Source organism: Streptomyces sp. NPDC111802 (genome assembly GCF_055634335.1).
Window position 1 is genome coordinate 1 of record NZ_JBVKCZ010000053.1, and the last position, 23,961, is coordinate 23,961.

General features: G+C 65.0%; 14 protein-coding genes and 9 pseudogenes. 12 read left to right on the forward strand and 11 right to left on the reverse strand.

The features are described 5' to 3' along the window. Positions 1-108: 108 nt before the first annotated feature. Positions 109-685, forward strand: a pseudogene (locus tag ACZ7NC_RS38410) (SulP family inorganic anion transporter); the annotation flags it as partial. Here the strand turns inward: ACZ7NC_RS38410 and ACZ7NC_RS38415 are convergent. From ACZ7NC_RS38415 to ACZ7NC_RS38425, 3 genes are all read right to left on the reverse strand, one after another. Next, positions 639-1,469 (reverse strand): ABC transporter permease, encoded by an 831-nt coding sequence (locus ACZ7NC_RS38415; RefSeq protein ID WP_471495615.1) that lies wholly within the window; start codon positions 1,467-1,469, stop codon positions 639-641. The pseudogene ACZ7NC_RS38410 and the gene ACZ7NC_RS38415 sit on opposite strands and share 47 nt — an antisense overlap. After that, a complete protein-coding gene (locus tag ACZ7NC_RS38420; RefSeq protein ID WP_471495660.1) occupies positions 1,466-2,071 on the reverse strand; it encodes an ABC transporter ATP-binding protein in 606 nt (201 codons plus the stop codon). Before ACZ7NC_RS38420 ends, ACZ7NC_RS38415 begins: the two co-directional genes overlap by 4 nt. A 231-nt stretch (positions 2,072-2,302) precedes the next feature. Further along, positions 2,303-3,055, reverse strand: coding sequence for a squalene/phytoene synthase family protein (locus tag ACZ7NC_RS38425; protein ID WP_471495617.1), 753 nt, complete (start codon positions 3,053-3,055; stop codon positions 2,303-2,305). A gap of 923 nt (positions 3,056-3,978) precedes the next feature. Between ACZ7NC_RS38425 and ACZ7NC_RS38430 the strand changes: the two genes are divergently transcribed. The 4 genes and pseudogenes from ACZ7NC_RS38430 (at position 3,979) to ACZ7NC_RS38445 (ending at position 7,950) form a co-directional block, all read left to right on the forward strand. Continuing rightward, positions 3,979-4,845, forward strand: a complete 867-nt coding sequence (locus ACZ7NC_RS38430) for a DUF6192 family protein (protein WP_471495619.1) — start codon at positions 3,979-3,981, stop codon at positions 4,843-4,845. 2 nt (positions 4,846-4,847) lie between these two features. Beyond that, a pseudogene (locus tag ACZ7NC_RS38435) lies at positions 4,848-5,260 on the forward strand (RacP protein). Positions 5,261-5,282: 22 nt separating this feature from the next. Further along, positions 5,283-6,140, forward strand: a pseudogene (locus ACZ7NC_RS38440) (IS5 family transposase). A 532-nt stretch (positions 6,141-6,672) separates the two neighbouring features. Then, positions 6,673-7,950: a glycoside hydrolase family protein gene (locus tag ACZ7NC_RS38445; protein WP_471495621.1), complete on the forward strand. Its 1,278-nt coding sequence runs from the start codon at positions 6,673-6,675 to the stop codon at positions 7,948-7,950. Positions 7,951-8,689: 739 nt separating this feature from the next. Here ACZ7NC_RS38445 and ACZ7NC_RS38450 read toward each other — a convergent pair. Further along, positions 8,690-9,121, reverse strand: coding sequence for a hypothetical protein (locus tag ACZ7NC_RS38450; RefSeq protein ID WP_471495624.1), 432 nt, complete (start codon positions 9,119-9,121; stop codon positions 8,690-8,692). A gap of 29 nt (positions 9,122-9,150) precedes the next feature. Beyond that, positions 9,151-10,046 (reverse strand): annotated as a pseudogene (locus ACZ7NC_RS38455) (IS256 family transposase); the annotation flags it as partial. 490 nt (positions 10,047-10,536) lie between these two features. Here ACZ7NC_RS38455 and ACZ7NC_RS38460 point away from each other — a divergent pair. Next, a complete protein-coding gene (locus ACZ7NC_RS38460; RefSeq protein ID WP_471495626.1) occupies positions 10,537-12,147 on the forward strand; it encodes an MSCRAMM family protein in 1,611 nt (536 codons plus the stop codon). A gap of 128 nt (positions 12,148-12,275) precedes the next feature. Here the strand turns inward: ACZ7NC_RS38460 and ACZ7NC_RS38465 are convergent, their stop codons facing one another. Next, complete coding sequence (locus tag ACZ7NC_RS38465; RefSeq protein ID WP_471495666.1) at positions 12,276-12,485, reverse strand: hypothetical protein; 210 nt, start codon at positions 12,483-12,485, stop codon at positions 12,276-12,278. A gap of 6 nt (positions 12,486-12,491) precedes the next feature. Between ACZ7NC_RS38465 and ACZ7NC_RS38470 the strand changes: the two are divergent. Next, positions 12,492-12,940: pseudogene (locus tag ACZ7NC_RS38470) on the forward strand (transposase); the annotation flags it as partial. Position 12,941: 1 nt separating this feature from the next. Beyond that, positions 12,942-13,797 (forward strand): annotated as a pseudogene (locus ACZ7NC_RS38475) (helix-turn-helix domain-containing protein); the annotation flags it as partial. A 150-nt stretch (positions 13,798-13,947) separates the two neighbouring features. Here the strand turns inward: ACZ7NC_RS38475 and ACZ7NC_RS38480 are convergent. Next, a pseudogene (locus ACZ7NC_RS38480) lies at positions 13,948-14,263 on the reverse strand (transposase); the annotation flags it as partial. Positions 14,264-15,336: 1,073 nt separating this feature from the next. Here ACZ7NC_RS38480 and ACZ7NC_RS38485 point away from each other — a divergent pair. Further along, entirely contained in the window at positions 15,337-16,026 is a 690-nt protein-coding gene (locus ACZ7NC_RS38485) for a hypothetical protein (protein WP_471495628.1), read from the forward strand. 386 nt (positions 16,027-16,412) lie between these two features. Here the strand turns inward: ACZ7NC_RS38485 and ACZ7NC_RS38490 are convergent, their stop codons facing one another. The 3 genes and pseudogenes from ACZ7NC_RS38490 to ACZ7NC_RS38500 form a co-directional block, all read right to left on the reverse strand. Next, positions 16,413-16,622, reverse strand: a complete 210-nt coding sequence (locus ACZ7NC_RS38490; RefSeq protein WP_471495630.1) for a hypothetical protein — start codon at positions 16,620-16,622, stop codon at positions 16,413-16,415. 23 nt (positions 16,623-16,645) lie between these two features. Beyond that, positions 16,646-16,843: pseudogene (locus ACZ7NC_RS38495) on the reverse strand (transposase); the annotation flags it as partial. Positions 16,844-16,864: 21 nt separating this feature from the next. Then, entirely contained in the window at positions 16,865-17,257 is a 393-nt protein-coding gene (locus tag ACZ7NC_RS38500; RefSeq protein WP_471495632.1) for a helix-turn-helix domain-containing protein, read from the reverse strand. Between the two features lie 421 nt (positions 17,258-17,678). Here ACZ7NC_RS38500 and ACZ7NC_RS38505 point away from each other — a divergent pair, with 421 nt between their 5' ends. The 3 genes and pseudogenes from ACZ7NC_RS38505 (at position 17,679) to ACZ7NC_RS38515 (ending at position 20,677) form a co-directional block, all read left to right on the forward strand. Then, positions 17,679-19,223 (forward strand): M1 family metallopeptidase, encoded by a 1,545-nt coding sequence (locus ACZ7NC_RS38505; RefSeq protein ID WP_471495634.1) that lies wholly within the window; start codon positions 17,679-17,681, stop codon positions 19,221-19,223. A 257-nt stretch (positions 19,224-19,480) separates the two neighbouring features. Further along, a pseudogene (locus ACZ7NC_RS38510) lies at positions 19,481-19,878 on the forward strand (transposase); the annotation flags it as partial. 346 nt (positions 19,879-20,224) lie between these two features. Beyond that, positions 20,225-20,677, forward strand: a complete 453-nt coding sequence (locus ACZ7NC_RS38515; protein ID WP_471495636.1) for a hypothetical protein — start codon at positions 20,225-20,227, stop codon at positions 20,675-20,677. A 320-nt stretch (positions 20,678-20,997) separates the two neighbouring features. On the opposite strand, the gene ACZ7NC_RS38520 is transcribed toward ACZ7NC_RS38515, so the two are convergent. Further along, complete coding sequence (locus tag ACZ7NC_RS38520) at positions 20,998-23,298, reverse strand: right-handed parallel beta-helix repeat-containing protein (protein ID WP_471495638.1); 2,301 nt, start codon at positions 23,296-23,298, stop codon at positions 20,998-21,000. Positions 23,299-23,961: the final 663 nt, after the last annotated feature.

The following is a 23,961-nucleotide window of genomic DNA, read 5'->3' on the forward strand; positions in this document are numbered from 1 at the left end:
CCAGCACCAAGCCCGCATCAGCCACTACAAACGACGCGGACACAGTCCCTGAAACTGCCCAGCAATCAGAACAAGCACCGTTGCAGTACTAGCCCACGGCGTCTCTGAACACGCTACGCGCTCATGGCCCAGGGCGCAGGCAACGCAGTCTGCAGTGCCCTCAGCGCGCTGCCGATGACCGCGGTCACCGTGCGCAGCCCGGCCAACATCCAGGCGGGCGCCAAGACCAAGGCGTCCCACGTCGTACGCGGCATGTGGCTGCTGCTGTTCGGGGCGCGATGCATGCCTATCGGTCTGGGCCCTCTCGCTCGCCTGCCGGCGGGGGCGGCGGACCGATCCAGGCGCACCTGTCGGGCAACGCAACCCTTTCTCGAGCGCCAGAGATCCTCGACAGCCTGGAGTACCTGCCCCAGGGCCCCCGGTCGAACTGGACCTGCCCTCGTTCCGGACAGACTGCACGAGAGAAGCTTGCCGGGACACGGCCGTGGGAATCCTGCAGGTTGCTGCGTACCAATGTGGTGCAGGTGGTGCCGCTCTTCGCTGTACTGCCGTGGACAGCATCATCCGTCTGGATCCGACGAAATCATGCCGGAGCTTGAAAAGATCTGCTGTCCACGAAGCATCCGTGGGGGGAGTTGTCATGTCTGCCGGTGTACGGGTTCCGCCGGCCGCCCTCTGGCGGTGAACTCGTGGCCCATGACAGCGTTTGCGGGCAAAGCGCCGCGAGTGCTGCGATCAAAGCTCACCAGGGCAACGAGGACAGCTCCTGCGAACCAAGCTAGCTGGATGACGACGTAGCGCGTTGCAGAGCCTGTAGAGAATACCGCCGCGGTGCTGGCCTGCATGGCTCCGTAGGAGGGCAGGTAGCGTATCACCGGGTTGTCACTGTCTGAGCCAAGGACGGGGCTCTGCAGCGCGAGGTCGATGATGCTGAGCATCGCGATGGCGAACATACCTTCAACTTCCCGGCGCAGTACGGAACCGAGACTTACACCTAGAGCGCCGTAAGTAAGCCCAGCACAAAGCAACGCGACCATGAATAGGAGCGATTGCCGGGGACTCCAGGCCAGGTTGGTGAGCCCAGTGACATAGGCGGCGATTGCCGTCGAGGCGAGGGCGAGTGTGGTGAGCTTGGCTAACGCGAGGTGTATGCGGGGATAGCCGACCATCACCAACCGGCGGTCGAACGCCTTGTCGGCGAGCGTGGCGGCAAACATCATGAAACCGGTGATCATGGTAACGCCATTGAGCGCACCGCTGATCGCGGTGAGTTCGTTAGCGGGCGGGGCTACTTCCTCCCCGGTGGCTCGTAGCTGCATGGGCACTCGGGTGGCAGGCATCGCCAGATACGTCAGCGCCGTCCAGAAAGGAACGAATAAGACTATAAGGGTCATGGCGAAGCGGTTATGGACCTGCTCAATCAATGCATACCGGAAGGCGGTGGCAAACCGTGTCAGATGAAATCTCACGGGATCACCGCCTCGGCCGGGCGCAGCACACCATGGTCGAGCCGCCATAGCATGTCCATGCGCTCGGTGTCGTAGGCCAGATGAGAAACGACCAGGACCGAGCGGCCTTCCTTACGAAGTCGTACTGCTAGGTCCCAGAACCGCTGATAGGTGTCCCAGTCGAAGCCCTGGTACGGCTCATCGAGTAAGAGCACTTGAGGATCGTGCATCAGCGCCAGTGTGAGGTGAAGTTTCTGCCGTGTCCCACCGCTGAGTATCCCGGCCTGGTCATCGACGTGATCAGTGAATCCCAGCGCATCCATCAGCTCCTCTGCATACCGTAAGTCCGACAGGCCGTAGGCAGTCTGAAAGAACGTGAGGTGCTGGCGGACGGTCAGAGCATCGTTGAGAATCACCTGCTGGGAACAGTATCCGAACCGGCCGCGATGACGGACGGTGCCCCGTGTCGGACGCAGCTCCCCCGAAACTACTCTCAATAACGTGGACTTGCCGGCGCCATTTTCTCCAACGATGCCACAGAGCATCCCTGACTGGATCTGCATTTCCACACCGCGTAGAACCGGACGTCGGCGGTAGGCGTGATGCACATCCCGCACCTCCACGCTTGCCTCTCCCGGTATATCTCGACCGGACACGAGCGGACTCCTTTTACCGTCGGCGTCGGACTGGGCATGAGGTTTGATGCGCCGGCAGGGCTCAGGCCGGGCAGGCTTCGGCATCCCTCAGGGGCGAAGGACATGCCGGGCGGTTGCCCTGCCGGGCCGGCGGTAGGCAGCCTTCGCCGTGTTAATCCGGAGCGGGATCTGTCCGGCTGCCTGCGTCTTGGACGTTCCTCAGCCTCCTGGAGACTTCCCCAGGAATTTCCAGACGGCAGCGAGGGGCATAGCGCATGCAGTGCGAATCGGTCCGGGCGGTAGGGCGTTGATGTATGCGTCACCAAGGTTCAGGTTCTCTTGGGCGAATGCAATGGCGTCGTGTGTGGTCCATCCGTCGGGGTAGCCGTCGAATCCGCGCGCCAAGTCGCCTTCGCGGTCTACTACCATGTTGATCATTTGCAGTCCCTGGCCGATGGAGATGCTCTCGGCTCGGAGAGAGATGCTGTTGTCGTACCAGGCCCACAGCTCGCTCATCAGCAGTCCCACAGCTCCGCCCACGGCGTAGGTGTAGCTCTCAAGGTCTGCAGGGGTGCGGATTTGCCAGTCGTTGGCCGCCCAATGTGCCATGCGGATAGCCATCACGGCAGCTGATTCGGTGATGCTGGGGCTGATGGATGCGGGGGCCAGTGTCAGCCAGCGATGCAGTTCTTGAGTCACTTGCGGCAGCGGCTGTGTCGTTTCACGGAGAAGAGAGGTGAGATCCTGGCCGCAAAATCGAGTCTGCAGAAGCTGACTGAGCTTGAAGAGCAGCTCTTCTTTCTCCACTCTCTCGAGTTTTGGGTGGTCTTCGATCTCATCGATGGCGCGAAAAGTAAGGTAGGCGGAGGCCACGGCGCATTTTAATGTGCCGGGCATTGTGTTGATTGGGAGGGCGAAACTTTGGCTGCATTCTTGCAGCATCGTGTAGGCGTCGCGAGGAAGGTCATTCATGGTGCTGGCTCCCATCGGCGTTAGGCCCGGCCGTGCTTGGGGTGGAAGTTGAGGAAGCTGAGGGCTTGTGAAGGTAGCGGCCAAGCGTCATCAGGGAAGATCACTGGGTACTGCCCTTCCCGTGGCCAGAGGACACCCCTGGATCGCTCTCACTCCACTCGTCTTTCACGTGGACCGCCGCAACCCTCCAGCAGGAGGCGAAGAAGCCTTCGATACCTGGGCGGCGAGCTCGCGCATGTCAACCTGAACGGGATCGCGGCGGGGCCGAAGACTCGTTTGAGCAGCGCGGCGCATGGGCTCGGGTCATATGGGCAACGACCGTCACTGGCACACAATTCTCCACCAGGAACCGGCGAGGCCCCGTGGACAACCCGCACAGCGCCCAGATCAGCCACTCGTTCCAGGGCCGGCATCGGGTTCACTACTGCCATCCCTACCTTCCCGGCCAACAACACGTGAGATTTAGCAGAGCAGACCCACGCAGGCACCGCTAGCCAAACTAGTCACCCAGACCGTGAACGAGTTGAAAACCATGCAACTGAACGACAATCGAACCAAATATGTTGATCGATTTAAAGGCAGACCTGCGTGGGACTTCGGACGCCCCCGCGCGAAAACACTCAGAACCCATCTTTGAACCCCTGTTGATCTTGTACATGCGCCACGGGGGAGGGTTCAGTACACACCAGCTTTCTGTGTTCACATTGGCCCCGCATCGTGCCTTGCGGAGAGCTTTCGGATGCTCCGCGCGCCGCGGCGGTACGCCTTTGCGGCCCGTACCGGCAGGCGGACTCTGTCGGTACCGGGCGGGCCGGAGTTCCCATTTCACGGCCACGGCGCCGTGCTCCGGCCTGGCAGGGGGTGGATGCGGTGACGGGTCGGAGAAGGTCGGCGGCGGCAGCGTCGACCGGTACGAGCAGATCGTGGAGCGGCTGCGCGAGGCCGTCGAGACGCTGTCGAAGAGCCAGTTCATTATCGGCGACGGCGCTCTCGAGGTGGTCCCCATGAAGGAGCCGCACAGCGGCCGGGCCTTCCGGGACGATTTGTTCGGTGTCTCGGCGTGGCTGCATCGGCTGTCGGAGGACACCGACGTGCCCTACAACACGATCAAGGAGTACCGGTGGCTGGCCAGCCGGTGGCCCGCACGGCATCGGTGTGCAGGGGTGGCCTTCAGCACGCACCAGGTCCTGGCGGCGATCTCGGATCCCGAGGAACGGTGGGTGGCTATCAGGAATCCACCGCTGGACGAGCGGACCCGCAGGCGGCGGTGGACGCCGGAGACGACGCGGAAGCGGGTCGGCTATCACGGGCCGGGGCCGAAGACCGTGCAGGAGAAGGTCGAGGCCGTGCACGACCTGGTCGCCGACGAGCAGGTTGCCGCGAAGGTGGCGACTGATCTGCTGCGCCGGCCGTCGGTGGCGTTCAAGGCCATGACCGACGACACGGCTCGCCACCAGGTCAACCACGCCCAGGTCGAGCAGTCCCGCCAGCTGCGCGAGGCCCAGGAGCAGCAACTCACCGGCGGCCAGGAGCCGTTCGGGCCGACCGTGCGGCGGATCAACCACGCGCTGGAGTTCCTGGACCTGATTGGCGCCTGCCAGCGGTTCGTCGCAGCCACCGGGCAGATCGTGCCGTCACTGCGCGAGCGGCCCTTCTCTGGGGACGAGCGCGACACCGTACACCACAACGTCGACCGTGTCCGGGCCACCTGCGAGTGGATCCTCACCGCCGTGGACACCGGCCAGGTCGACGTCGACGAAGAGCTCGCGAAACTCCTGCGAGGCGAGTAGGAATGCCCCGGTCACGGCACCGGGGCGGTGCGGCACGCGAGCACGCGGAAGCGATCTGGAAGGCGCTCAAACAGGCCCGCCCAGCCGGGCTGCACATGCCGCAGCTGATGCGCGGGCCACCGAACTCACCCGCAGCCAGGTCCGCTCAGGGATGGCGATGATGCGCGACATCATCACGAAGAAGGGCTGGCCGCCCGTGATCTACACCCGTGCGGACGGCTACCAGTTCACCGCCGACCCGAACGAGCTGGAGACGTATGAGACGGCCCGGGTGCATGTGCTGCTCACCGAGGTACGCCGCCTGATCACCGGCACCATCGCCCCGCACGCCGCCCTGGACCCGCAGGACAAGCGGGTGCGGCATATCGTCGCCCAGCTCAACTCGGTCGAGTCCACTCTCGACCTGATCGCCTGACGACGGGCGGGAGCTGGACGTCGTGCGCCGGCGCCGGTATCCCTCGGACACCATCGACCTGGAGGGGGCGCTCATCGAGCCCTTGATGCCGGGCGCCGGCCTGCCAGACACCGCTCGGTGGCCGGCCCGAGGCCCACCCTCGGCGCGAGATCGTCGATGCCCTGCGCTATCTCGTCGACACGGGCTCCAAATGGGCCGCTCTGCCGAGCGACTACCCGCCCTTCAAGACGGTGTTCGGCTTCTTCACCCGCTGGTCCGCCGCAGGGGTCTTCAACCTCATCCGCGACCAGCTGGGGCGCCGGATCCGCCGAGCCATGGGCACGTCCCCGAACCCGGTGGCGGCGGTGATCGACTCGCAGTCCGTAAAGGTCGCCGCCACCGTCCCGCGCGCCACCTCGGGCTACGACGCCGGAAAAAGACGCCGGGTCGGAAGAGACACATAATCGTGGACCTCAAAGGGCTCCCGCTGCTCGTGATGTTCACCCCGGCCGACATGCACGACAGCGTCGTCGCCCGCGAAGCTCTCTTCCGGCTCCGCCTCATGCACCCCGAAATCACCATTGTCTGGGCCGACTTAGCCTACGCGGGAACCCTCATCACCTGGGCCAAGTCCTTCCTCCAGCTCACCATCAAGACGGTGAGCAGGCCGAAGGACGCGAAGGGGTTCGTGATCCTGCCGAGGCGCTGGGTGGTGGAGAGGTCGCTGGCGTGGTTGTTGCATGCGCGACGGAATGTCCGCGATTACGAGACTCTGCCCGAGCACTCAGAGGCGATGCTCACGCTCGCGTCAATCACGCTCATGACCCGCAGGCTCACCCGGCCTGCCGTCCAGCCCAATGCCTCTCTGCCACGCCCGCAATCTGCGCTGAAAGCGGCCTGATGACGAGCCACTGTTCGGTCAGGCCCGCTTCTTCCGGAAGTCGGCCGCGAGAACAGCGTCGACGCAGACGCCGGACAGGCTGCTCGACCGACAGCGCCAAAGTGGGCGGCGTGGAGCGGCCATGCAGGACGCCTGGCCGCGTAGCTTCGATCTTCAATTGCGGGGCTTCCTCTTGGCCAGTGCCTCGGACCGGTCAACGCCTTCGGGGCCGAAGGGCGCGTCCTCGGGCGAGGGATTTTTCGTCGCGGCTCCCGTCATACCGTGTTGTCGCACTCATCACTACATGCAGACATATTTCGCGAAAATATTCCCGAGGCTTAACCAATGAGGAGAAGATGTGCCCCGGAACGCCATAAGAGCTCCTACTGTCCTGTTATCGCTGCTGGCGATGGCACTGAACGGGGTCGCCCACGCGACGGCCGCTGAGCCCCCGGCATCGTCTGCAGGACCCCCCACGCTTGGTACAGATTCCTACCGGGCGAGTCCGGGGGCCGTTGTCGGGGATTCGGCGTACGACTACGCGCCGGCGGTCATGCTGGACGGCGTCTACAAGATGTGGTGGTGCGGCCAGGATCCTTCAGGGAGCGTTCCGGGCGACGACATCCTGTACGCGGAGTCGTCCAGCCTGGACGGCCCGTTCCACGCGCGGGGCAGTACGGCGCCCCACCAGATCGTGTTCGAGGGAACCGGCAACGGCAGCTTCGACAACGAGCACACCTGCGACCCTTCGGTCGTGCGCGTCAACGGCACCTACTACATGTACTACGGTGCCTTGCGGCACGACACTGACCCGCTCGGGACAACAATCGGCGTGGCCTCCAGCCCCGACGGAATCCATTGGACCCGGCTGAACAACGGTCAGGCGATCATCAACCCGGCGAATCAGCAGAACACGGGGAACAACTACGGTGCGGGCCAGCCCAGCGCCATCTACCTCGACGGCAAGTTCTACCTGATGTTCACCGACACCACCGGTGCCGGGGCGTTGGGCAACGGAGCCGGCCAGTTCGCGTGGCGCTCGCCCGATCCGACCTTCCAGAGTGGTGTGGAGGTCTTCACGGCCTCCGGCTGGCAGGCCAAGACCGAAGCCAACTCCCGCAGCTTCCTCGTGGTCAATGGCTTCTCAGTCGATTGGCAGTACTCCGACGCGCTGGGCGCGTTTATCGTCACAAACAACGGGCCCCGCGCGGACGGCACCATTCTGCATTTCCTCGACCGAAACGACCTGCGGGTGCACCCCTACGCCGACGGCTTCGTGCCTGGCACATGGACCGAAGGACCGGGCATTGTCTCCCGCCCGGACAAACACTCCCTTGCATCGACGACCAATGACTGCGGGCGGATCCCCGTGGACGTGATGCGGTCCACCACGACCTTCCCGCCGCGGCAGTTGGCCCACATCGGTCTCGACCTGCTCAGCGGCACAAGCTGCGCATCGATGCCGCCCAGCCAGATCGCCGCGATCTACGAGGGATACGGGCTGCAGGTCCCCGGGTTGCCTGCCGCCGTCGTGGTCAACGGCCAGCGCCTGCAGATCCAGAACATCGCCGCCTACACCGACCTCACCCGCAACGCGATCGCCGTGCCGCCATCCGTCTACTACGCCGTACCGTACGGTGCGTCGCTACAGGACGGGCAGGCGGTCCTCGGAGCGTCGGGTCTGCCGGCGGCGTTCAACCTGGGCAACGACACCCTCTGGCCCGTCAGCTGCCTGAAACTGATCACCGACAACCACTCGGCCATCGGCATGGTAGACCGTGAAACCTGGCTGTCCCACCCGACCGGGCCCAGCCTGTTCTGCCTAAGTTAGAGCGTCCTTGGCAGGCCCCCGACCGGACTCGAAGCGGTCAGCGCCTTCGGGGCAGGCCGAAGGGTTTCGCGCAGTGGCCGCCGGGGCTCTCCCGGCGGCCACTTCCGCTTCGTACGGTGGCTGTATGGGCAGGGACGGGGTGCCCCGGCTACGGCTGGTCGTGGTCGCGGACGACGACTTCGGGCCGCGGTTGTGGATGGTGTCGCGCTGAGGGGACATGACCCTGTTGTGTCGTGGGTGCGGCAGTCAGCTGATGCCGGCGGTGAAGACGACGGCGGTCTTCTGTTCGTCCGTGCGCCGGTCGCGGCACTGGCGCCGGATGCGGCGGGCGCGGGCAAGGATCGAGGTGGTGAAGGTCGGAGTGACGTCCAGGGGTCCGGAGTGCGGACCGTCCTGGGCTGTCGGGCCAATGCCGCAAAGGCGTACCGCTGCAGCGCGCGGAGCACCCTAAAGCTCTCCGCAAAGCCCATGCCAGACGCCTGCGAACCGAGAGCCCTCGTGGGCACGGAGCCCTCCACCATGGCGCATGTAGGAGACCAACAGGCGTTCAAAGATGGGTTCTCAAGCTTCGATGACACACACTCAAAGTTCGGTGGCATCGGACATCCCACGCCGATCTGTCGCAACAAGGTTGAGCGCCGCTTTCCGTCGCACGTTGAGCGATCGGTGACCGAAGCGATCAGCTGGTAGTCACCACGGCCGGGGCTTTGGCGAACCTTGCGAGAGATGTGGTGCAACCTCAACTTCTGCTCTCCGTGGTGTCCAGCGGTTGACGAATCGTTTGCAAGGCCATGCTGCTGCCATGAAGCCGAAGCGGATCACGCTCGCGGTCGCCATCGCCTTGGCGGTCGTCGGTTACGCCCTCCTGCTGTGGCAAGGCCCCTGGTGGATCGACGGTGCGCACCTCCGCACGAAAGACCTTCAGCCTGCCGACGGCGTTGTCATCACCGGCTTCCGAACCATGCTTGTCGCCCTCGGCGCCGGCGCCGCGCTCGGCCTGTACTACACCCACAAAGGCCACAAGCAGACCGAGGCTTTGTTCGCACACACCCGAGAGAAGGACCGCGAACAGGCCGAACTGATCCGGGAAGGCCAGGTCACCGATCGCTACGTCGAGGTCATCAAGCTGCTGTCCTCCGAGAACCTCACCCAGCGGCTTGGGGACTGTCAAACGAGTGGTGTAACTGGGGGTGGTTGGGGCTACTGGCGGGCTGCTGAGAGGCGGCCGTCGAAGGTGATGTCGAAAGCGTTCAGTGCGGTCTTCCAGCGCATGGTCCAGCGGACCTGGCCCTTGCCCGTGGGATCGAGGGACATGATCGCCATATAGACGCACTTCAACGCGGCCTGCTCGTTGGGGAAGTGTCCGCGAACCTTGACCGCTCGCCGGATCCGCGCGTTGACCGACTCAATCGCGTTGGTGGTGCAGACGATGCGCCGGATCTCGGTGTCGAACCGCAGGAACGGGGTGAACTCCTCCCAGGCGTTCTCCCACAGCTTCACGATCGCCGGATACTTCCTGCCCCAGGAATCGGCGAACTCTGCGAACCGGTCCAGGGCGGCTTCTTCGGTCGGCGCCGTGTATACGGGCTTGAGGAGACGCGCGATCTTGTCCCAGTCCTGGCGGGCGGCATAGCGGAAGGAGTTCCGCAGCAGATGCACGACGCAGGTCTGCACGATCGTCCTGGGCCAGACCGTCTCCACCGCTTCAGGCAGGCCCTTCAGACCGTCGCAGACGAGCATGAGGACGTCGCTGACGCCGCGGTTCTTGATCTCGGTGAGGATGTGCAGCCAGTGCTTGGCGCCCTCGCCGCCGTCACCGGCCCACAGGCCCAGGATCTCCCGCCAGCCCTCGGTGGTGACGGCCAGAGCCACGTAGATGGGCCGGTTGGCGACCGCGCCGTCACGGATCTTCACGTGGATGGCGTCGATGAAGACGACCGGATAGACCCGGCGTCGAGGGGGCGGCTCTGCCATTCGGCCATGCCCTCGAGGACCTGCTCGGTGATGGTCGAAATCGTCTGATGGGAGACCTCGGCGCCATAGACCTCGGCCAGGTGGGCTTGCACCTCGCCGGTGGTCAGGCCCTTCGCCGCGAGCAAGATCCTGCTGAAACACAGCACGGTGTTCAGGCAAGACTGACGGAGACGGCTGCTGGGACTGCGGTGAATGATCACCAGCGGACTGGAGCCACGGGCTTGGTCAACGCGACGTGTCCGAGGAAGTCGTTCACCGAGACCATTGCCCAGATACCCGATGGGGCGCGGATCACCGCCCGGCGGCGTCAGGCGGCCGGACGCCGGGTTCGTGATGCCGGGTCCACGGTCACCCAGGCCGCCCGCGACCTGCATTGATAACACCCCTCAAAGAGCCGTGTGTCACCCGGCTGCGGCAGTCGATGACACCCGGGTTTCGCCATCGTGTTAGTTGTTGGGCAGGGCCACTTGTGCGCGCCATTCATTGCATTGCGCACGCTCTTTCTTGGCCTTGTACACCCAGAACTGGCCCATGAGGCTGGCCGAAACGTGCGCGGTTCGGCCAGCCCCGTTATGGAGAGGATCCGCGTTGAGCCCAATTACGCAACCCGAGTTGTCCGCTGGAATCCGCCGTACCGGTTGGAAATCCCGCAGCACCCGATTAGCCGCGGGTACGGCCGTGCTGGCCATCGGACTGGTGCCGGCCGTGGCCACGGCACAGGCGCCCCCGCCGAGCCTGTCCAGCAGTACTTTCGAGATCGACGAGGACGCCAACCTGGTCGTCGACGACTCCGACAGCCCGGACGACTGGGGGAGCGTCGCCGAGGTCCGCAAAGCGGACACGACAAGCGGGCCGACGGATGAGTCGTTCGGTGAGGGAACCAAGGAGGACATCGCCGTCCCCACAGTCGTCGATGGCGGCATCCCGCCGAACAAGAGCGATCTGAAGTTCTTCGGCCTCTACCAGGAAGGCGCCACCACCGACGGCTTCCTCAACCTGTTCTGGTCGCGTGTCCAGGAGCCCTCGGGCACCACGAACATGGACTTCGAACTCAACCAGAGCAACACCCTCAGCAGCAACGGCATCACCCCGGTGCGTACAGTCGGCGACCTGTTGATCCAGTACGACCTATCGCAGGGCGGTACCCACCCGAGCATCTCGATCCGCACCTGGTCGGGCACCAAGTGGGGCACGGCCACGGCCCTCGACGCGACGAAGGCCGCCGCCTCAATCAACACTAGCCCGATCGCCCAGGCGGACAGCGACGGTCTGGGTGCGCACGACCCGCGTACCTTCGGTGAGGCCCAGATCCGGCTGTCCGCGCTCTTCGGCACCGGCACTGGCTGTAAGTCGTTCGGCTCGGCCTATCTCAAGAGCCGTTCCTCGGACTCCTTCACCTCGGCGCTGAAAGACTTCGTCCCGCCGACGGACATCAAAGTCTCCAACTGCGGCAGCGTCCAGATCAACAAGATGGACGACACCGGCGCTTCACTCGACGGGGCGGAGTTCACCCTCTACAACGACAAGGCGCCGACGGGCAGCCTGCGCGGCCCAGAGGATACGGTCACCAGCCCCGCCCTCACGTGCGTGACCGGCGCCCCCGGTCCCGGCACCTGCACCATCTCCGACGTGCCGCAGGGGCAGTACTGGGTCGTCGAGACCAGCACCCCGGACGGCCACGACACAGCGGCCGACCAGCACGCCACCGTCGCCGCCAACCAGAAGGTCACGCTGAAATTTACCGATGTGCGCAAGAGGGGCGCGATCCTGATCACCAAGGTCCGCAAGCACAAGGCGGACGGCGACGGTGAGCACCCCCACAACGGCGTGCCCTTCACGGTCACCAACAACGCCGGCGAGGTCGTCAAGAGCGGCTCGACCGACATGGGAGGAACCGGGCGGGTCTGCTTCGACGACCTACCGTTCGGTGCCTACACCGTGGCTGAGGGGGATCACCCGGGCTACGCGGACAACCCCAGCCAGACGGTCACAGTGGACAACGCGGCCAACTGCACCGAGACCCCGTACACCGGCGAGAGCGTCCAGTTCAGGAACACGCCCCTGACGGACCTCGCCATCACCGCGACTCCGCGGGTGCAGGGCGCCACCGAGTCCACCATCACCTGCACCAGCCAGACGGCGTCGGACACCACCAGGACCTCGGCGACATTCGAGGGCCTGGAACCCGGTACGTACGACTGCAAGGTCGTCATCGACCCATGAGCCCAGTCCCCGGACTTGCGCCTCACGGAGGCCCGGCCAGGTCACGGCATCCCCGGTGCTGAGAGAGTGCCAGTTCTCGGTAGTGCGGCCCTTCACAGCGTCGGCGATCCCGCTGGCCAAATGTGGGGTTATGCGGCGAGGGTGAGGTCGAGGCGGACGAGGTGGCTGGTGCGGGTGCGGTCGAGGGGCTGGCCGTTCCACCAGGCATCGATGCGGATCAGGTTAAAGGCAACGGCGGAGTAGACGTTCTCAAGATGGGGCTTCGCGAGCCCGCGACAGCGGGCGCGGCGGCTGCGGTGACCGCGATGGCCTGTCGGGTAGCAGCGGCGCGTTGCCACGCCGCCCCTAAGAGCCGTGCGGGCGGGTTGGCCCCGCACACGAAGCGACAGAAGGGCCTGACCGGCGTCGACGAGATGGTCATCTCGCTGGCCGCGAAGGGCCTGACCACCGGCGAGGTGCAGGCCCACCTGGCCGAGGTTTACGGCGCCGACGTCTCCCGTTAGACCATCTCCACCATCACCGACAAGTTCCTCGAGGGCATGGCCGAATGGCGGAGCCGACCCCTCGACGCCGTCTATCCGGTCGTCTTCATCGACGCAATCCACGTGAAGATCCGTGACGGCGCGGTGGCCAACCGGCCCGTCTACGTCGCCCTGGCCGTCACCACCGAGGGCCGGCAGGAGATCCTGGGGCTGTGGGCCGGCGACGGCGGCGAGGGCGCCAAGCACGGGCTGCACATCCTCACCGAGATCAAGAACCGCGGGTGAGCGACGTGCTCATGCTGGTCTGCGACGCTGCGGGCTGCTGCGGCGAGCGTGGCGATCGTGGGAGCCTGCCCGACCTGTTGCGTAAGGCTCACGCACTCGCGGACCGGTCGACCGGCCATGACCGGGAGGAAGCCTTCGGCATCTATGCGGTGTGCTGCAAATTCGCTCACACCGCTGCGCACGCGCTCGGGTCACCCGGAACTCGTTGCCACCGCGTGCGAGCGGGCCGCGTGGGCGTCGAGGTTGTCGGGTGGTCCGGTGCTGCCTGCTGTGTCCGACTGGATGGGGGTGTGGGACACGTGGGCCACCGCCGACTGGGCGGACGCCTGGCTCTGGCTGACAAGGCCCTCGGCGGTATCGAAAGTGAGTACGGGCAGGGCGAGCCGCGCGGTCCGCGCGTGGGGACGCTCCAGCTCAGGGCGGCTGTCTCCGCCGCGCGGGCGGCCAACGCGGCCGAGACCGAACACCGCCTCGGCCTTGCCCGTCGGGCCGCCAACCGTGCCGACGCGGCGGCGGTGAGCCGTTCGACGACCGGCACTCCCTAACCTTCTCGTCCGGGAACGTCACCCACGGCATCAACACCGCCTTGGAGCTGAGCGATCAGAGGGCGGCTCTGCGGCGCAACGAGCAGGCCGCCCCGGCGCAGATCGCGGCGCTGCCCAACTCCCGTCAGGGGCACCATCGCATGGACCTGGCCCGTGCGTGGCCGTGGGACGGGGACCGGCACAAGGCCCTCGACGAGCTTCGGGCAGCCGAGAGGCTCGCACCGTAGCTCGTCCGCGGCCATCCCATCGCGCGTGCCACCCTGCGCAGGATCACCTATGCCGAACGCGCCTCCACGCGCCAGCAGTTGAGGCGTGTGTCGAGCCGTTTTCACCTCGATGACCAGGAGCTATCCGCCCGATTCATATTCGGGGGTAATTGGTTCCTCACCGTCCGTTGCATGACTATGACAGCAGCAGGCGCTTCCAACCTGTTGTCGCGTTACCGGAGCACACCGGTACCACCACATATCAGCTCACTCCTGAAGGTGGCGGCGACGGCTGGACAGCCACCCACGGGCACCTGAAACCGCCTGAGGAGGCCACCGGCGCGGCGGGAACAACAGGCTTATTGCATAGGTACGGGCGGCAATTTCCATATCGATGCCGAGGGGGGGGCAGCGTGCTCGACGAAGCGCTTGCGGTAGCCACCGTCACCCACACCTTGCGGATACCGGTATGGGCGGCGGCGACCTGGTCGAGCAAGGTGGTGCCGGCCACGGAGTCCTGCACGCCGACCGCGGTGACCAGCACTACGAGCAGGAGGCCGAGCGTGTCGATGGCGATGCTCCGCTTGCGGCCCACGATCTAATGGGCGGTAGCTCAGGTCGCTGAAGGTGCCTCCTCGACGCCGGCCGTTTGCGTCAGCACAACGTCCGCCGACGATCCGGGCCTTGAGCCCTCAAAGAAGACTGACGTGTGCTGACGATCCCCGCTCGTTCAGGTGCCCGAGCGCCCGCGGAGCATCGGAGGCCTTCCTTGCCACGGTGCCCCGAGTATCGGGACGGCGACCGATGCGGTCATCGCCGGGCCAGGTTCCCTCGGCCAACCGGAAGAAGCGGGACAGTTGGTCACGCGCGGCGTCATTTTCTCCCCGTTGGGAGCCACTCCAAAGGATCACGCTGGCCTTGGAATAGCCCTGATCAGGGTGGGTACGGGCGTGAGCGGCTCGTCTCGCCGCGTGAGAATGCACGCGTCTTGCCCTGGTGACGGGACGGGTCTCTTCCCCGGCGGCCGGTCTGCTACCGAAGTCGCATCACAAAGACTTTCGTCTCGCATGCTGCTCTCCGCCAGCTTCTCCTGTCCGTGTATGCGGGGCTCTGCCCTGAACTTAAGATAACGGAAGGCAGCCGGAAGTCCAATTGCCATTACGCGGCTGGATGAGAGTATCGATGCATGCGGAAACCTCCAACGTGAAGCGGGCATCACCTACGAGCGCTCCGTTCATGAGGGATAATTCGCGAACCTGCTGGAGGGAGCCGGCTCCTAGCCCTTCCCGCGTTGGGGGAAGAATCGTTTCACAGTGCGAACGCGAAAGGAAGAATGAATTGGCAGGTCGACACAGGAAAGCACACCCAGGGATGACGACGAGGCAGAAGCAGGTACTGAGAGCTGGCGCCGTCACTGCTCCCCTCGCCGCAGGCCTCATGCTTGCTGGCGCAGCGAACGCATCCGCCGCAGCGTACACGCCATCCTGGCATCCCCCCGCCCCACGCATCAGCGGGGGTGGTGGGGGAGCCCAGCATTTTATTGAACAGCTCATTAAGCCGGCAATGAAAGAAGGGCTGTGTCAGATCACTACTTCGACTAGTTGTCAGAATAGCATCTGGGGCCAGCCGACTAATAATAACACCGACGTGAGCGTGTCGGGTCCGCAGTCGGTGCAGCTCTTCTACGAGGATGACGACGGTAATCGACAGCCTGTAGATGGTAGTGGCGGCGGCCATCTGGAGCTGACAAATGAGCGCGGCAAGTATGACGCCAGGATGGAGAACGGGGCTGTCATGATAAACGAAAACGGGCAGTGGCAGCCCGCGGCTGGCAATGGTGGCATCCACTACGCTTCTCCGGGCCCATTTGGTCAAAGTGTGACGCATTCCGTCGGCTATCGCGGCGACAACGGTGTAAATTACGAGTCCCAGTTCAAGAATGGAACGCTATATTACGCTGATGGAGACCAATTGGTGAACCCGAGCTATCATTATATTCCCCAGCATAATCAGCGTGTGCCGGGGACGGACACATTCGTGACGTCACCGGATGCGATGCTGATGCCGCTGGACAACGCGCAGCAGCCTGCGCCTGCGCCTTCGGTGGGGGCGCCTGCGCCTGAGGCTGCACCTGCTGCTGCCATTAGCGCTATTGGCAACGGTGGTAATGGTGGCACCGGTGGCGTTGGTGGTGGGGATCAGTCGCAGTACAACCAGCCGAGCCAGCAGCCCGCACCTGCTCCGGGCGGTGGGGAGGCTCCCGGAGGTGGAGGCTCCGGGAACGTGTTCGGCGATGCCTTCAACGCCGTCACCGGTGGTCAGTCACGTACGGGTGAAAAGGGCCGCTTGTTGATGTGGTGATTGATGTTGCTCGGCACTCTGCTGCTGGTTGGTAAGGGGCGGCGGAGGGCAGCTGACGATGGTCTTGGACCCGCAACGCTGGTTGGAACTTCGGCGGTTCCGTGCCCTGTTCGAGTCTGGTGCGGCGACTTTGACGGAGGTCGCCAAGGAGACCGGCCTGAACCGGAAGACGGTCCGCAAGTATTTGTCCGGGCATGCCCCGGCTGCACCGCCGAGGAGGGTGTCGAACGGCCGGCCGCACCCGAGAGTACACGGGCAAGTGGTCCTCGGTGCACGGTCGTTCTCTGTTCTACCGCGGCCTTTCGTCGCCGTGGAACCGGGCGCAGCCCCAGTCATCGATCAGTTCCTGCGCAACGGAGTAGCGAGCGTCCCAACCCGCTGTACTCCTACTGGCCGAAGAACCAGCCGCGCCCCGTGCGCCAGCAGCAGCGTCTGCCCATCTTCCCCTCGCCTAGCAGCGCGTTCCACATGGCGGCGAACTGCTCGTCGGTGAGGTCCTCGCGGTTGCGCAGAAGCCGCCGTCTGGCCTTCCACTCCGGGGCGCTCGCCCGTCCGATCCGACTGCGGATCTCGGCGGTGGTGCGGCGCTTGACCATGGACAGCATCTTTTGTTGGCGAGCTGGACCACGTGTAAGTGGTCGACCACGGTGGTGGCGTGTGGCAGGCCGATACGGATCGCGGGGCGGTAGGTGGGCGACATGTCGATGGCCGCGTAGCCGATGCCCTTTCTCCAGCCGAGATCGGTGGTGGCGAGCCAGGCCAGGACGTCGGCGACGGCACGGCCCTGGACCTGGCCGAGCAGCTTGCCGTGGCCAATGGCGTCGACGAAGCCGGTGTGTCATCGGTGCCGGGTCAGACGCCATTTGTTGTTGTCGGGGTCCTGCTTCCACTTCGTTTTGCCCCGCCGGGTCTCGTCGATGCCCAGAACCTTCACCTCGGGCAGCGGGGAGTCGACGACCGCGCGCGCCAATGCACGGAAGGCGCCCATCACCGTTGGACAGGACAGATGCAGGTCGCGGGCGGCCTGGGTGACCGTGGAGCCGGCATCACGCACCCGGCGTACGGCCGCCTGACGCAGCCGGGCGGTGATCCGCGTTCCAGCCTGTATCTGGGCAATGCTCTCGATGAACGACTTCCTCGGACACGTCGCCTCGCGGCACCACCAGCGGCGCTTGTGCCACAAGAACTCCAGCCCCCGCTCCCTGTAGGGCAGATCCCGCGGCCGGGCCACCGCCTGCCTTCATCCGGGAGGCGAAGACCCCGCAGGACGGGCAGGCCCGCGCGGCCTCGTCCGCCGTGATCAGGTGCACCCGACGTGTCCCGTCGGCTAGTGACTCAACCCGCACGACGGACACCCGTCGAGGCCGAGCACCAACGTCGTATCGTTGACCAAGCCCGTGGCTCCCCAATGATCCTTCTGCGTAGAGAACAGAAATGATCACTCGGGACCACGGGCGTCCTGTGTCCAGGGGCCAGTCCAGCCACGCCCATAAAATACCGTGACGGGCCGTCAGCGCACCTGACAAGCCGCACCGCTCAAGTTCGAAGACCCGCGCTACCCCGTCATGGCAAGCTCTTCGTTCTCTCTTGCAGATAGGACCTGGGCCCAGATGAGTCTTGCGGCCCTTGCTACCGCTCAAGAGGAGAGCCGAATGACTACTAAGAGAATCATGGCGCCGGGGGCACTCGCAGCCGCCTGTCTGATGCTGGTGATGCCGGCATCGGCCGCGAGCCATTCCCCCGGCGCTCCGGGCATCGGCGACTCCTACTACCCGGCCTACGGCAACGGCGGATACAACGTCTCCCACTACGACCTGCGGCTGAAGTACCGGCCGGCCACAGACGAGCTGTCCGGCACAGCAACACTGCTGGCGAAGACGACTCAGGACCTGTCCCGCTTCAATCTGGACTTCCTGCTGGACGTCAGCGATGTCCGGGTGAACGGCGCGAAGGCAGCTTTCGCAACCTCGGGCGAGCACGAGCTGGAGATCACGCCGAAGAGCCCGCTGGCCAAGGGCACGGCCATCACCGTGGTCGTGCGCTACCGAGGTGTGCCGTCGTCGAAGGAGGCGTATGGCTTCAATGCCTGGCTGCGCACTCCGGACGGCGGGGTGGCGGCGGGCGAACCCCAGGGGGCATGGTGGTGGTTCCCGAGCAATGACCACCCGCGTGACAAGGCGACCTTCGACGTGTCGGTGCAGGTGCCGGACGGCACGCAGTTCATCTCGAATGGCACGTTACAGTCGACGAGTTCGCAGGCCGGTTGGACCCGTTACGACTGGCGCTCCAACAAGCCGCAGGCCACCTACCTCGCCACCTTCGCGGCCGGCAGGTTCGACATCACCACTGGGACGTCCGAGAGCGGAATTCCGGTTATCAACGCCTACAGCAAGGACCTCGGCGACACCGCCGGGGCCGCTCGGGCGAGCATCGAGCGGACCGGGGAGATCGCCGACTGGCTGACCGAGTACTTCGGGCCCTATCCGTACAACGCGCTCGGCGGGTACGTGCCCAACACCCCGTCCGTCGGATACGCCCTGGAGACCCAGACCCGGCCCTTCTACAGCCCCCTCAAGTTCTCGAACGGGTCGAACGTCTCCATCGTGGTGCACGAGCTGGCCCACCAGTGGTACGGCAACGACGTCTCGGTCAAGGACTGGAAGGACATCTGGATCAACGAGGGCTTCGCGCGGTACGCGCAATGGCTGTGGTCAGAGCACGAGGGTGAAGGGACCGCGCAGGAGATCGCCGACTACGTGTACACCTCGCGCCCGGCCGACGATGCGTTCTGGACGGTCAAGCCCGGGGATCCGGGGCCGGACAACTTGTTCCACATCGCCGTCTACGACCGGGGCGCGCTGGCTCTGCAGGCACTGCGCAACGAGATCGGCAACAAGGCGTTCTTTACCCTTCTCAAGAGCTGGCCGCACAAGCATGCCCACGGCAACGGGTCGCTGACCGACTTCCAGCGCTACGCCGAGAAAGTGTCCGGCAAGCGGCTGGCCGCACTCTTCGACACGTGGCTGTTCCAGCCGTCGAAGCCAACGGCGCCCGCGGCACAAGCGGCGTCGATCGCGAAAGCGTCGACGGCTCCGGTGCAGCCGAAGTCGTGGAAGAAGATCGCAGAGACGGACAACGTACATGAGCACCGGAACGGACCCGGTCGAGTCGAGAAGGAGAAACGACGGACGGAGTAGCTCAAAGGCCCGACATGGCTGGGCAGTTGCGCACACGTCACCGACGCTCGGCTCGGCCTGGTCGAGCCCCTGGCCGGTAGTCCCGTTCACAGAGACCCAGACGGTCGTGGCTTGCCACACTTGCCACGGCCTGGCGTTCGTGCCGGACGCCCGCCGACGCGGGGATGTGAATCGCCCGGGTTTGATCGAGACAGTTCGAGGCCTGACGGGGGACTGTAAGACGTTCGGTGTAACTCCCGATCATGGAAGATGCATCGATGACCAGTGAGAACGTGTCCGAGTCCGAGGGCGCCGAGTCCGCAAGTGTGGTGTCGGCGAAGGCCGTTGACGACCAGTTGATCGACGAGCTGGTGCACCGGGCCAGGCCGAGGGTCTGCAGCTGACCGGTGAAGGCGGGCTGCTGCAGCAGTTGACCAAGCGGTTGCTGGAGTCTGCCCTGGAAGGCGAGATCACGGACAATCTCGGCTATGACAAGCACGACCCGGCCGGCAAGAACGGCGGCAACTCCCGCAACGGCAAACGCTCCAAGACCGTGCTGACCGACATCGGCCCGGTGGAGATAACGGTGCCGCGCGACCGGGACGGGTCCTCCGAACCGAAGACCGTCAAGAAGCGGCAGAAGCGCCTGACCGGCGTCGACGAGATGGTCATCTCCGGTCCAGGCCCACCAGGGCGTGGCGGAGCCGCAGCCGGTCAAGACGCAGCAGTCGATCCCATCGCCATCGGGGCTGCAACAGTGGCAGCAGCACCAGGACCAGCAGTCTCGGCAGCCTGCGTCGTCATTCACGGCGGTACCGGATCAGCGTCGGCCGGCCAAGCTGCCCCAGCCGCAGGGTTCAAATCAGGAGGTGTCTGGTTCGGATTCGGGTAGTGCGGGTGGTTCGGCCACGGGGAGCACTCTCACTGGTGCCGCTGTGGGCGGATTGGCCCCGGCGGGTGGTTTGGCAACCGGTGAGCCTATGCCCAGTGGTGCCAGCGTTTTGGGTTCTTCCACTGAGGCCTTGCCCAAGGGCAGCGCTTTCGGGGCTGGTGTGGTGAATCGGGGGCGAGTGCAACAGAAGCTTGAGGAGTTCCAGCAGGAGTTGGGACAGCAGCAGCCGCAGGGCGGGGCGCAGCTACTGATGTCGGACAGAACGGCGGACAACTCCAAGGCCGACGAGGCCGCCCCCAACAGCGCTGGGCCGCAGGCGTTGGCTTTGCAGCGCTCGGAGTCCGCCGGTGGCAGCGGCAACGTCCTTGGTGAGAATAGCGGCACTGCCGCTGTGGCCAATGGCGGCGCCGGCGGTGGGAATCAGCATCCCCAGCAGCTGCCGCTGGCATCCCCACTGCTGGGCCAGGGTTGGCAGAGCAGTACCGGGGCGGTGAGTACGCCGGCCCCGCAGGCCCAGCCGCAGCAGGTTCCGGTTCAGCAGGTACAGCAACCGCAGCCGCAGGCTTGGGCGCCTCAGCAGTAGCTGCGTCAAATGCCACGCCTACATCAGCAGGGAAGCGAGGGTGACCTCTGTCTGGTAGGACTCGGCGGTCTTGTCGTAGCGAATGGCGATGCCGCGCTGCTGGTCGGGTAGCCGGGTCACGTCGCCGTGACCCAGCCCCCTCAGAACCGGACCCGCCTGTTTCCAGGCATCAGGGCTCGAGCAAGCCTGGAGGCTTGCTTGTCGAGGAAGACCAGGACGTACGCGATCACCGGCAGCGCAAACCCGGTCAAGCCCACGAACCGCGCGACGGCGACCTGGATGGAAGCTGCACAGGCCGCCGACGACGACGTCGAGGTCCACTACCGGTTGACGGCCTGCCCCCCGAAGACGCGGACCTGGCCCAGCACGAGGTGGCTGGGTTTGACGACATCCACGTAGCGCCAGGCCCCCGGCGGGGCGAAGCAGCTGTAGCTGGACTCGTAGGGCAGTGGCGTCGGGCCGACGGCGCAGGCGACGGTGTGGCCTTGAGAGATATCGGCATGGTTGGACACGCGGATCTGGAGGTTCTGCCTCTCGGCCGGATTGTCGACGCCGTCCTGACGGAAGAGGATCTGGATCTTCGACAGCGGGTGTGGAGCGCCGAGGTCTACCTGCCACCAGGCAGGGGCATTCCCCGCTGAGGCGAACGGCATGCTGTAGGGCCCGTTGCCAGGGGTGGCGATCCGTTCGTTGTTGGCCTGGGAGGCTGGATAGTTCGGCCCGTAGGTGCTGGAAGCAACGGCCGGTTTCCCGTAGGCGAGGTTCGTCTGCGGCTCCCCCTTCCTGATCGCGGTGTACTGCGGTTCCAGTCCGGCGTTGGCCATGATGGTCTGCGCCTCGGCGTTCCAGGTCGTCACGCCGACGGTGTTGTCGGCCACGGTGTTGGTACTGGTGGGGGTCTTGAAGACGGCAGCGCCCGCGTCAGCGCCGGCATAGTTGTCGTGCACGGTGTTGTGTTCCGCGGTGGGTGCGAAGAGCCAGGCGGGGGCGTAGCCGTTGACGACGTTGCGTTCCACCTGCCAGTAGCTGGCCCCATTGTCCAGATAGAGAGCCCCGTAGCGCTGCGAGTCGTTCTCTACGTGATTCCCGGTCATGACAGATGGCTGCGCTGCTGCCTGACTACCGTTGACGTAGATCGCCCCACCGTCCTCGAGCGCCGAAGTCATCGCATCGTGGACGTAGTTGGAATCGACGTGATTGTCGATCATGGGCTGGTCCTTGGACACGCCCCACCCCCAGCCCAGTGAGATGCCCGTGTAGGGAGTGTCCCAGACTTCGTTGTGGGCCACGTGGGTGTGCTTGACCCAGGTGGCGAGGATCCCCGCTCCGCCCTGGTACTCATTGGCCACATCGTGGACGTAGTTGTTGCTGACGGTGTAGCCGGACTCCAGCCGAGCGGGTGGGGTGTATGCCACACCGGCGCCGATCTGGAGGCCGTTGCCAGAGACATCCGTGATGACATTGCCGATCACGGAGTTGTCCTGGCCGCCTCCGTCGAAGCCCAGTCCGCTGCCGCCGAGGTGCTGGAAGGTATTCCCGCGGAACGTCACGTCGTCGCAGGAGTGGCAGGCGACGTTCGCCGGAAGAGCGGAAGCGTGAGCCGGGGGGTCTTCCGTCTTGGTGAGGAGCACGTTGGCCTGAAGGTCCGCAAGACCCTCATCGCCGAAGAGCCAGGTGGCGTGTTCGAAGCTCAGGCCGGTGAACTGCATATTGTGCACTGGGTTGTCCGGGGCGCCCGCGAGTTCCACAAGGGTCTGCAACCCGCCGGCAGTCACCTTCGCGGTTCTCATGTCCTGGTCGGCCTGCGGGATGTAGTAGAGCGTGTCAGCGCTGGCGTCCAGATAGAACTGCCCCGGCGAGCCCAGCAGTGCGTAGTTGTTCTCCACAGCGGTCGGCACCGTGATCCCGTTGGTGCTGCTCGCGTTGGCGTGGCAGGCGTTGTTCATGGTGACCACGCCGCCCGAGACCGAGGAGACCGGGCAGAGCGAATACGTCCAGCCGCGGCTCGATGAGCGATGGCCGTAGACGACGTCGACGTGACCGATGTCCTGCCACGTGTCAGGCCAGGAACTCGCATACGTGAAGCCGTTGGCTGTCTTCTGCATCGCGCCGAAGGCGGTGTTCGCCGACATGCTCGCGACGGTGGCACGACGGCCATTGACCCACAGCTGCCGCGTGTTCAAATCGGCCGGCACGGGAGCCTTCCAGATGTTCTTCGCCGCATCATGAAGGCTCCAACCGGTGATGGATCTGCCACCGCTGAGAACGACCTTCTTCCCCGGCTCTGCCCTGTAGATGACGTCGTGACCGTTCTCCCCCGAGTCGGAAGGACCGAACGTAAGGGGGGACGACAGCTGATACGTGCCGGCCGCCAACTCCACCACGAGATCGCCCGACATCGTGGAGGTGCGCCGTTCAGCAGTGGACTTCGCCGTCTTCAGCGCGCATGGCGCCGACTGCGTACACGCCTTACCGCTCCCATGGGGAGACGTGTAATAGATCATCTTCGCCGCAGCGCCCGCAGTGGCCGGAACAAGACCCGGGGCCAAAGCCATCACGACGACCAGCACGGTCAGTCGCGCGATCTTATTCCACCCCGATAAAGCCTTTATTTCCAACATCAGAACCCCTTTTCCAGAATCCCGCCTGCACGACACTGCCACAAGCGCAAAAGGTGGATTCTCGCAACTAAACGAGGCAGTATCCGGCGGAGTGTACCGGTTGTGCGCTGAACTCGTCAGCAGGGTGGATTAACGGCAAAGCGGGTTGACCTTAAGGCGATTCAAGATCGGCTCCGACCAGTAATGCGGCGGGCAGTTCGGGGCTGCTCTGACGCAGCAACTAAATGATCGTGAGCCAGTCCCGCTTCTCTAGGAATTGGTTCCGACTGTGAGGTGAGGGAGGTATCAAGTCCCTTACTGGCAAACGAGCTTCGAGGGCCACCTCTGTCCGGCCGGCCCGGCATCTCATCCTCACGGGGAACGAGAAGGCAGCGCCTCACCAAGCCCCGAGCCGCTATACAGCCCAACTCAACCGGCAAAGCCCAAGTCCGCAGACGGAGCCTGGAACAGGTCCATCGATGGCGCAGCCGACTGCTGCCCCAGATCCTGCAGGGAGGACTGGCTCAGATCCGGAACGGCCAGAGCTGAAGCCTCGTTCGGCTGCTGAACCTGGCCGCTCGTATCCGCCCCTGCCTCAGCAGCCGGCGTCTGCTGAGCCGGAGCACTGCCGGTCTGCGAGTCGGGCTGATCAGTCTGCGAGCTGGGGTTCTGCCCCGGCGACTG

Excerpts from the sequence above, each read along its gene's own strand:
- ACZ7NC_RS38425 (WP_471495617.1), bottom strand. The coding sequence starts at position 3,055 with ATGAATGACCTTCCTCGCGACGCCTACACGATGCTGCAAGAATGCAGC.
- ACZ7NC_RS38445 (WP_471495621.1), top strand. The coding sequence starts at position 6,673 with ATGCTGGACGGCGTCTACAAGATGTGGTGGTGCGGCCAGGATCCTTCA.
- ACZ7NC_RS38490 (WP_471495630.1), bottom strand. The coding sequence starts at position 16,622 with ATGGTCAAGCGCCGCACCACCGCCGAGATCCGCAGTCGGATCGGACGG.
- ACZ7NC_RS38505 (WP_471495634.1), top strand. The coding sequence starts at position 17,679 with ATGACTACTAAGAGAATCATGGCGCCGGGGGCACTCGCAGCCGCCTGT.
- ACZ7NC_RS38520 (WP_471495638.1), bottom strand. The coding sequence starts at position 23,298 with ATGTTGGAAATAAAGGCTTTATCGGGGTGGAATAAGATCGCGCGACTG.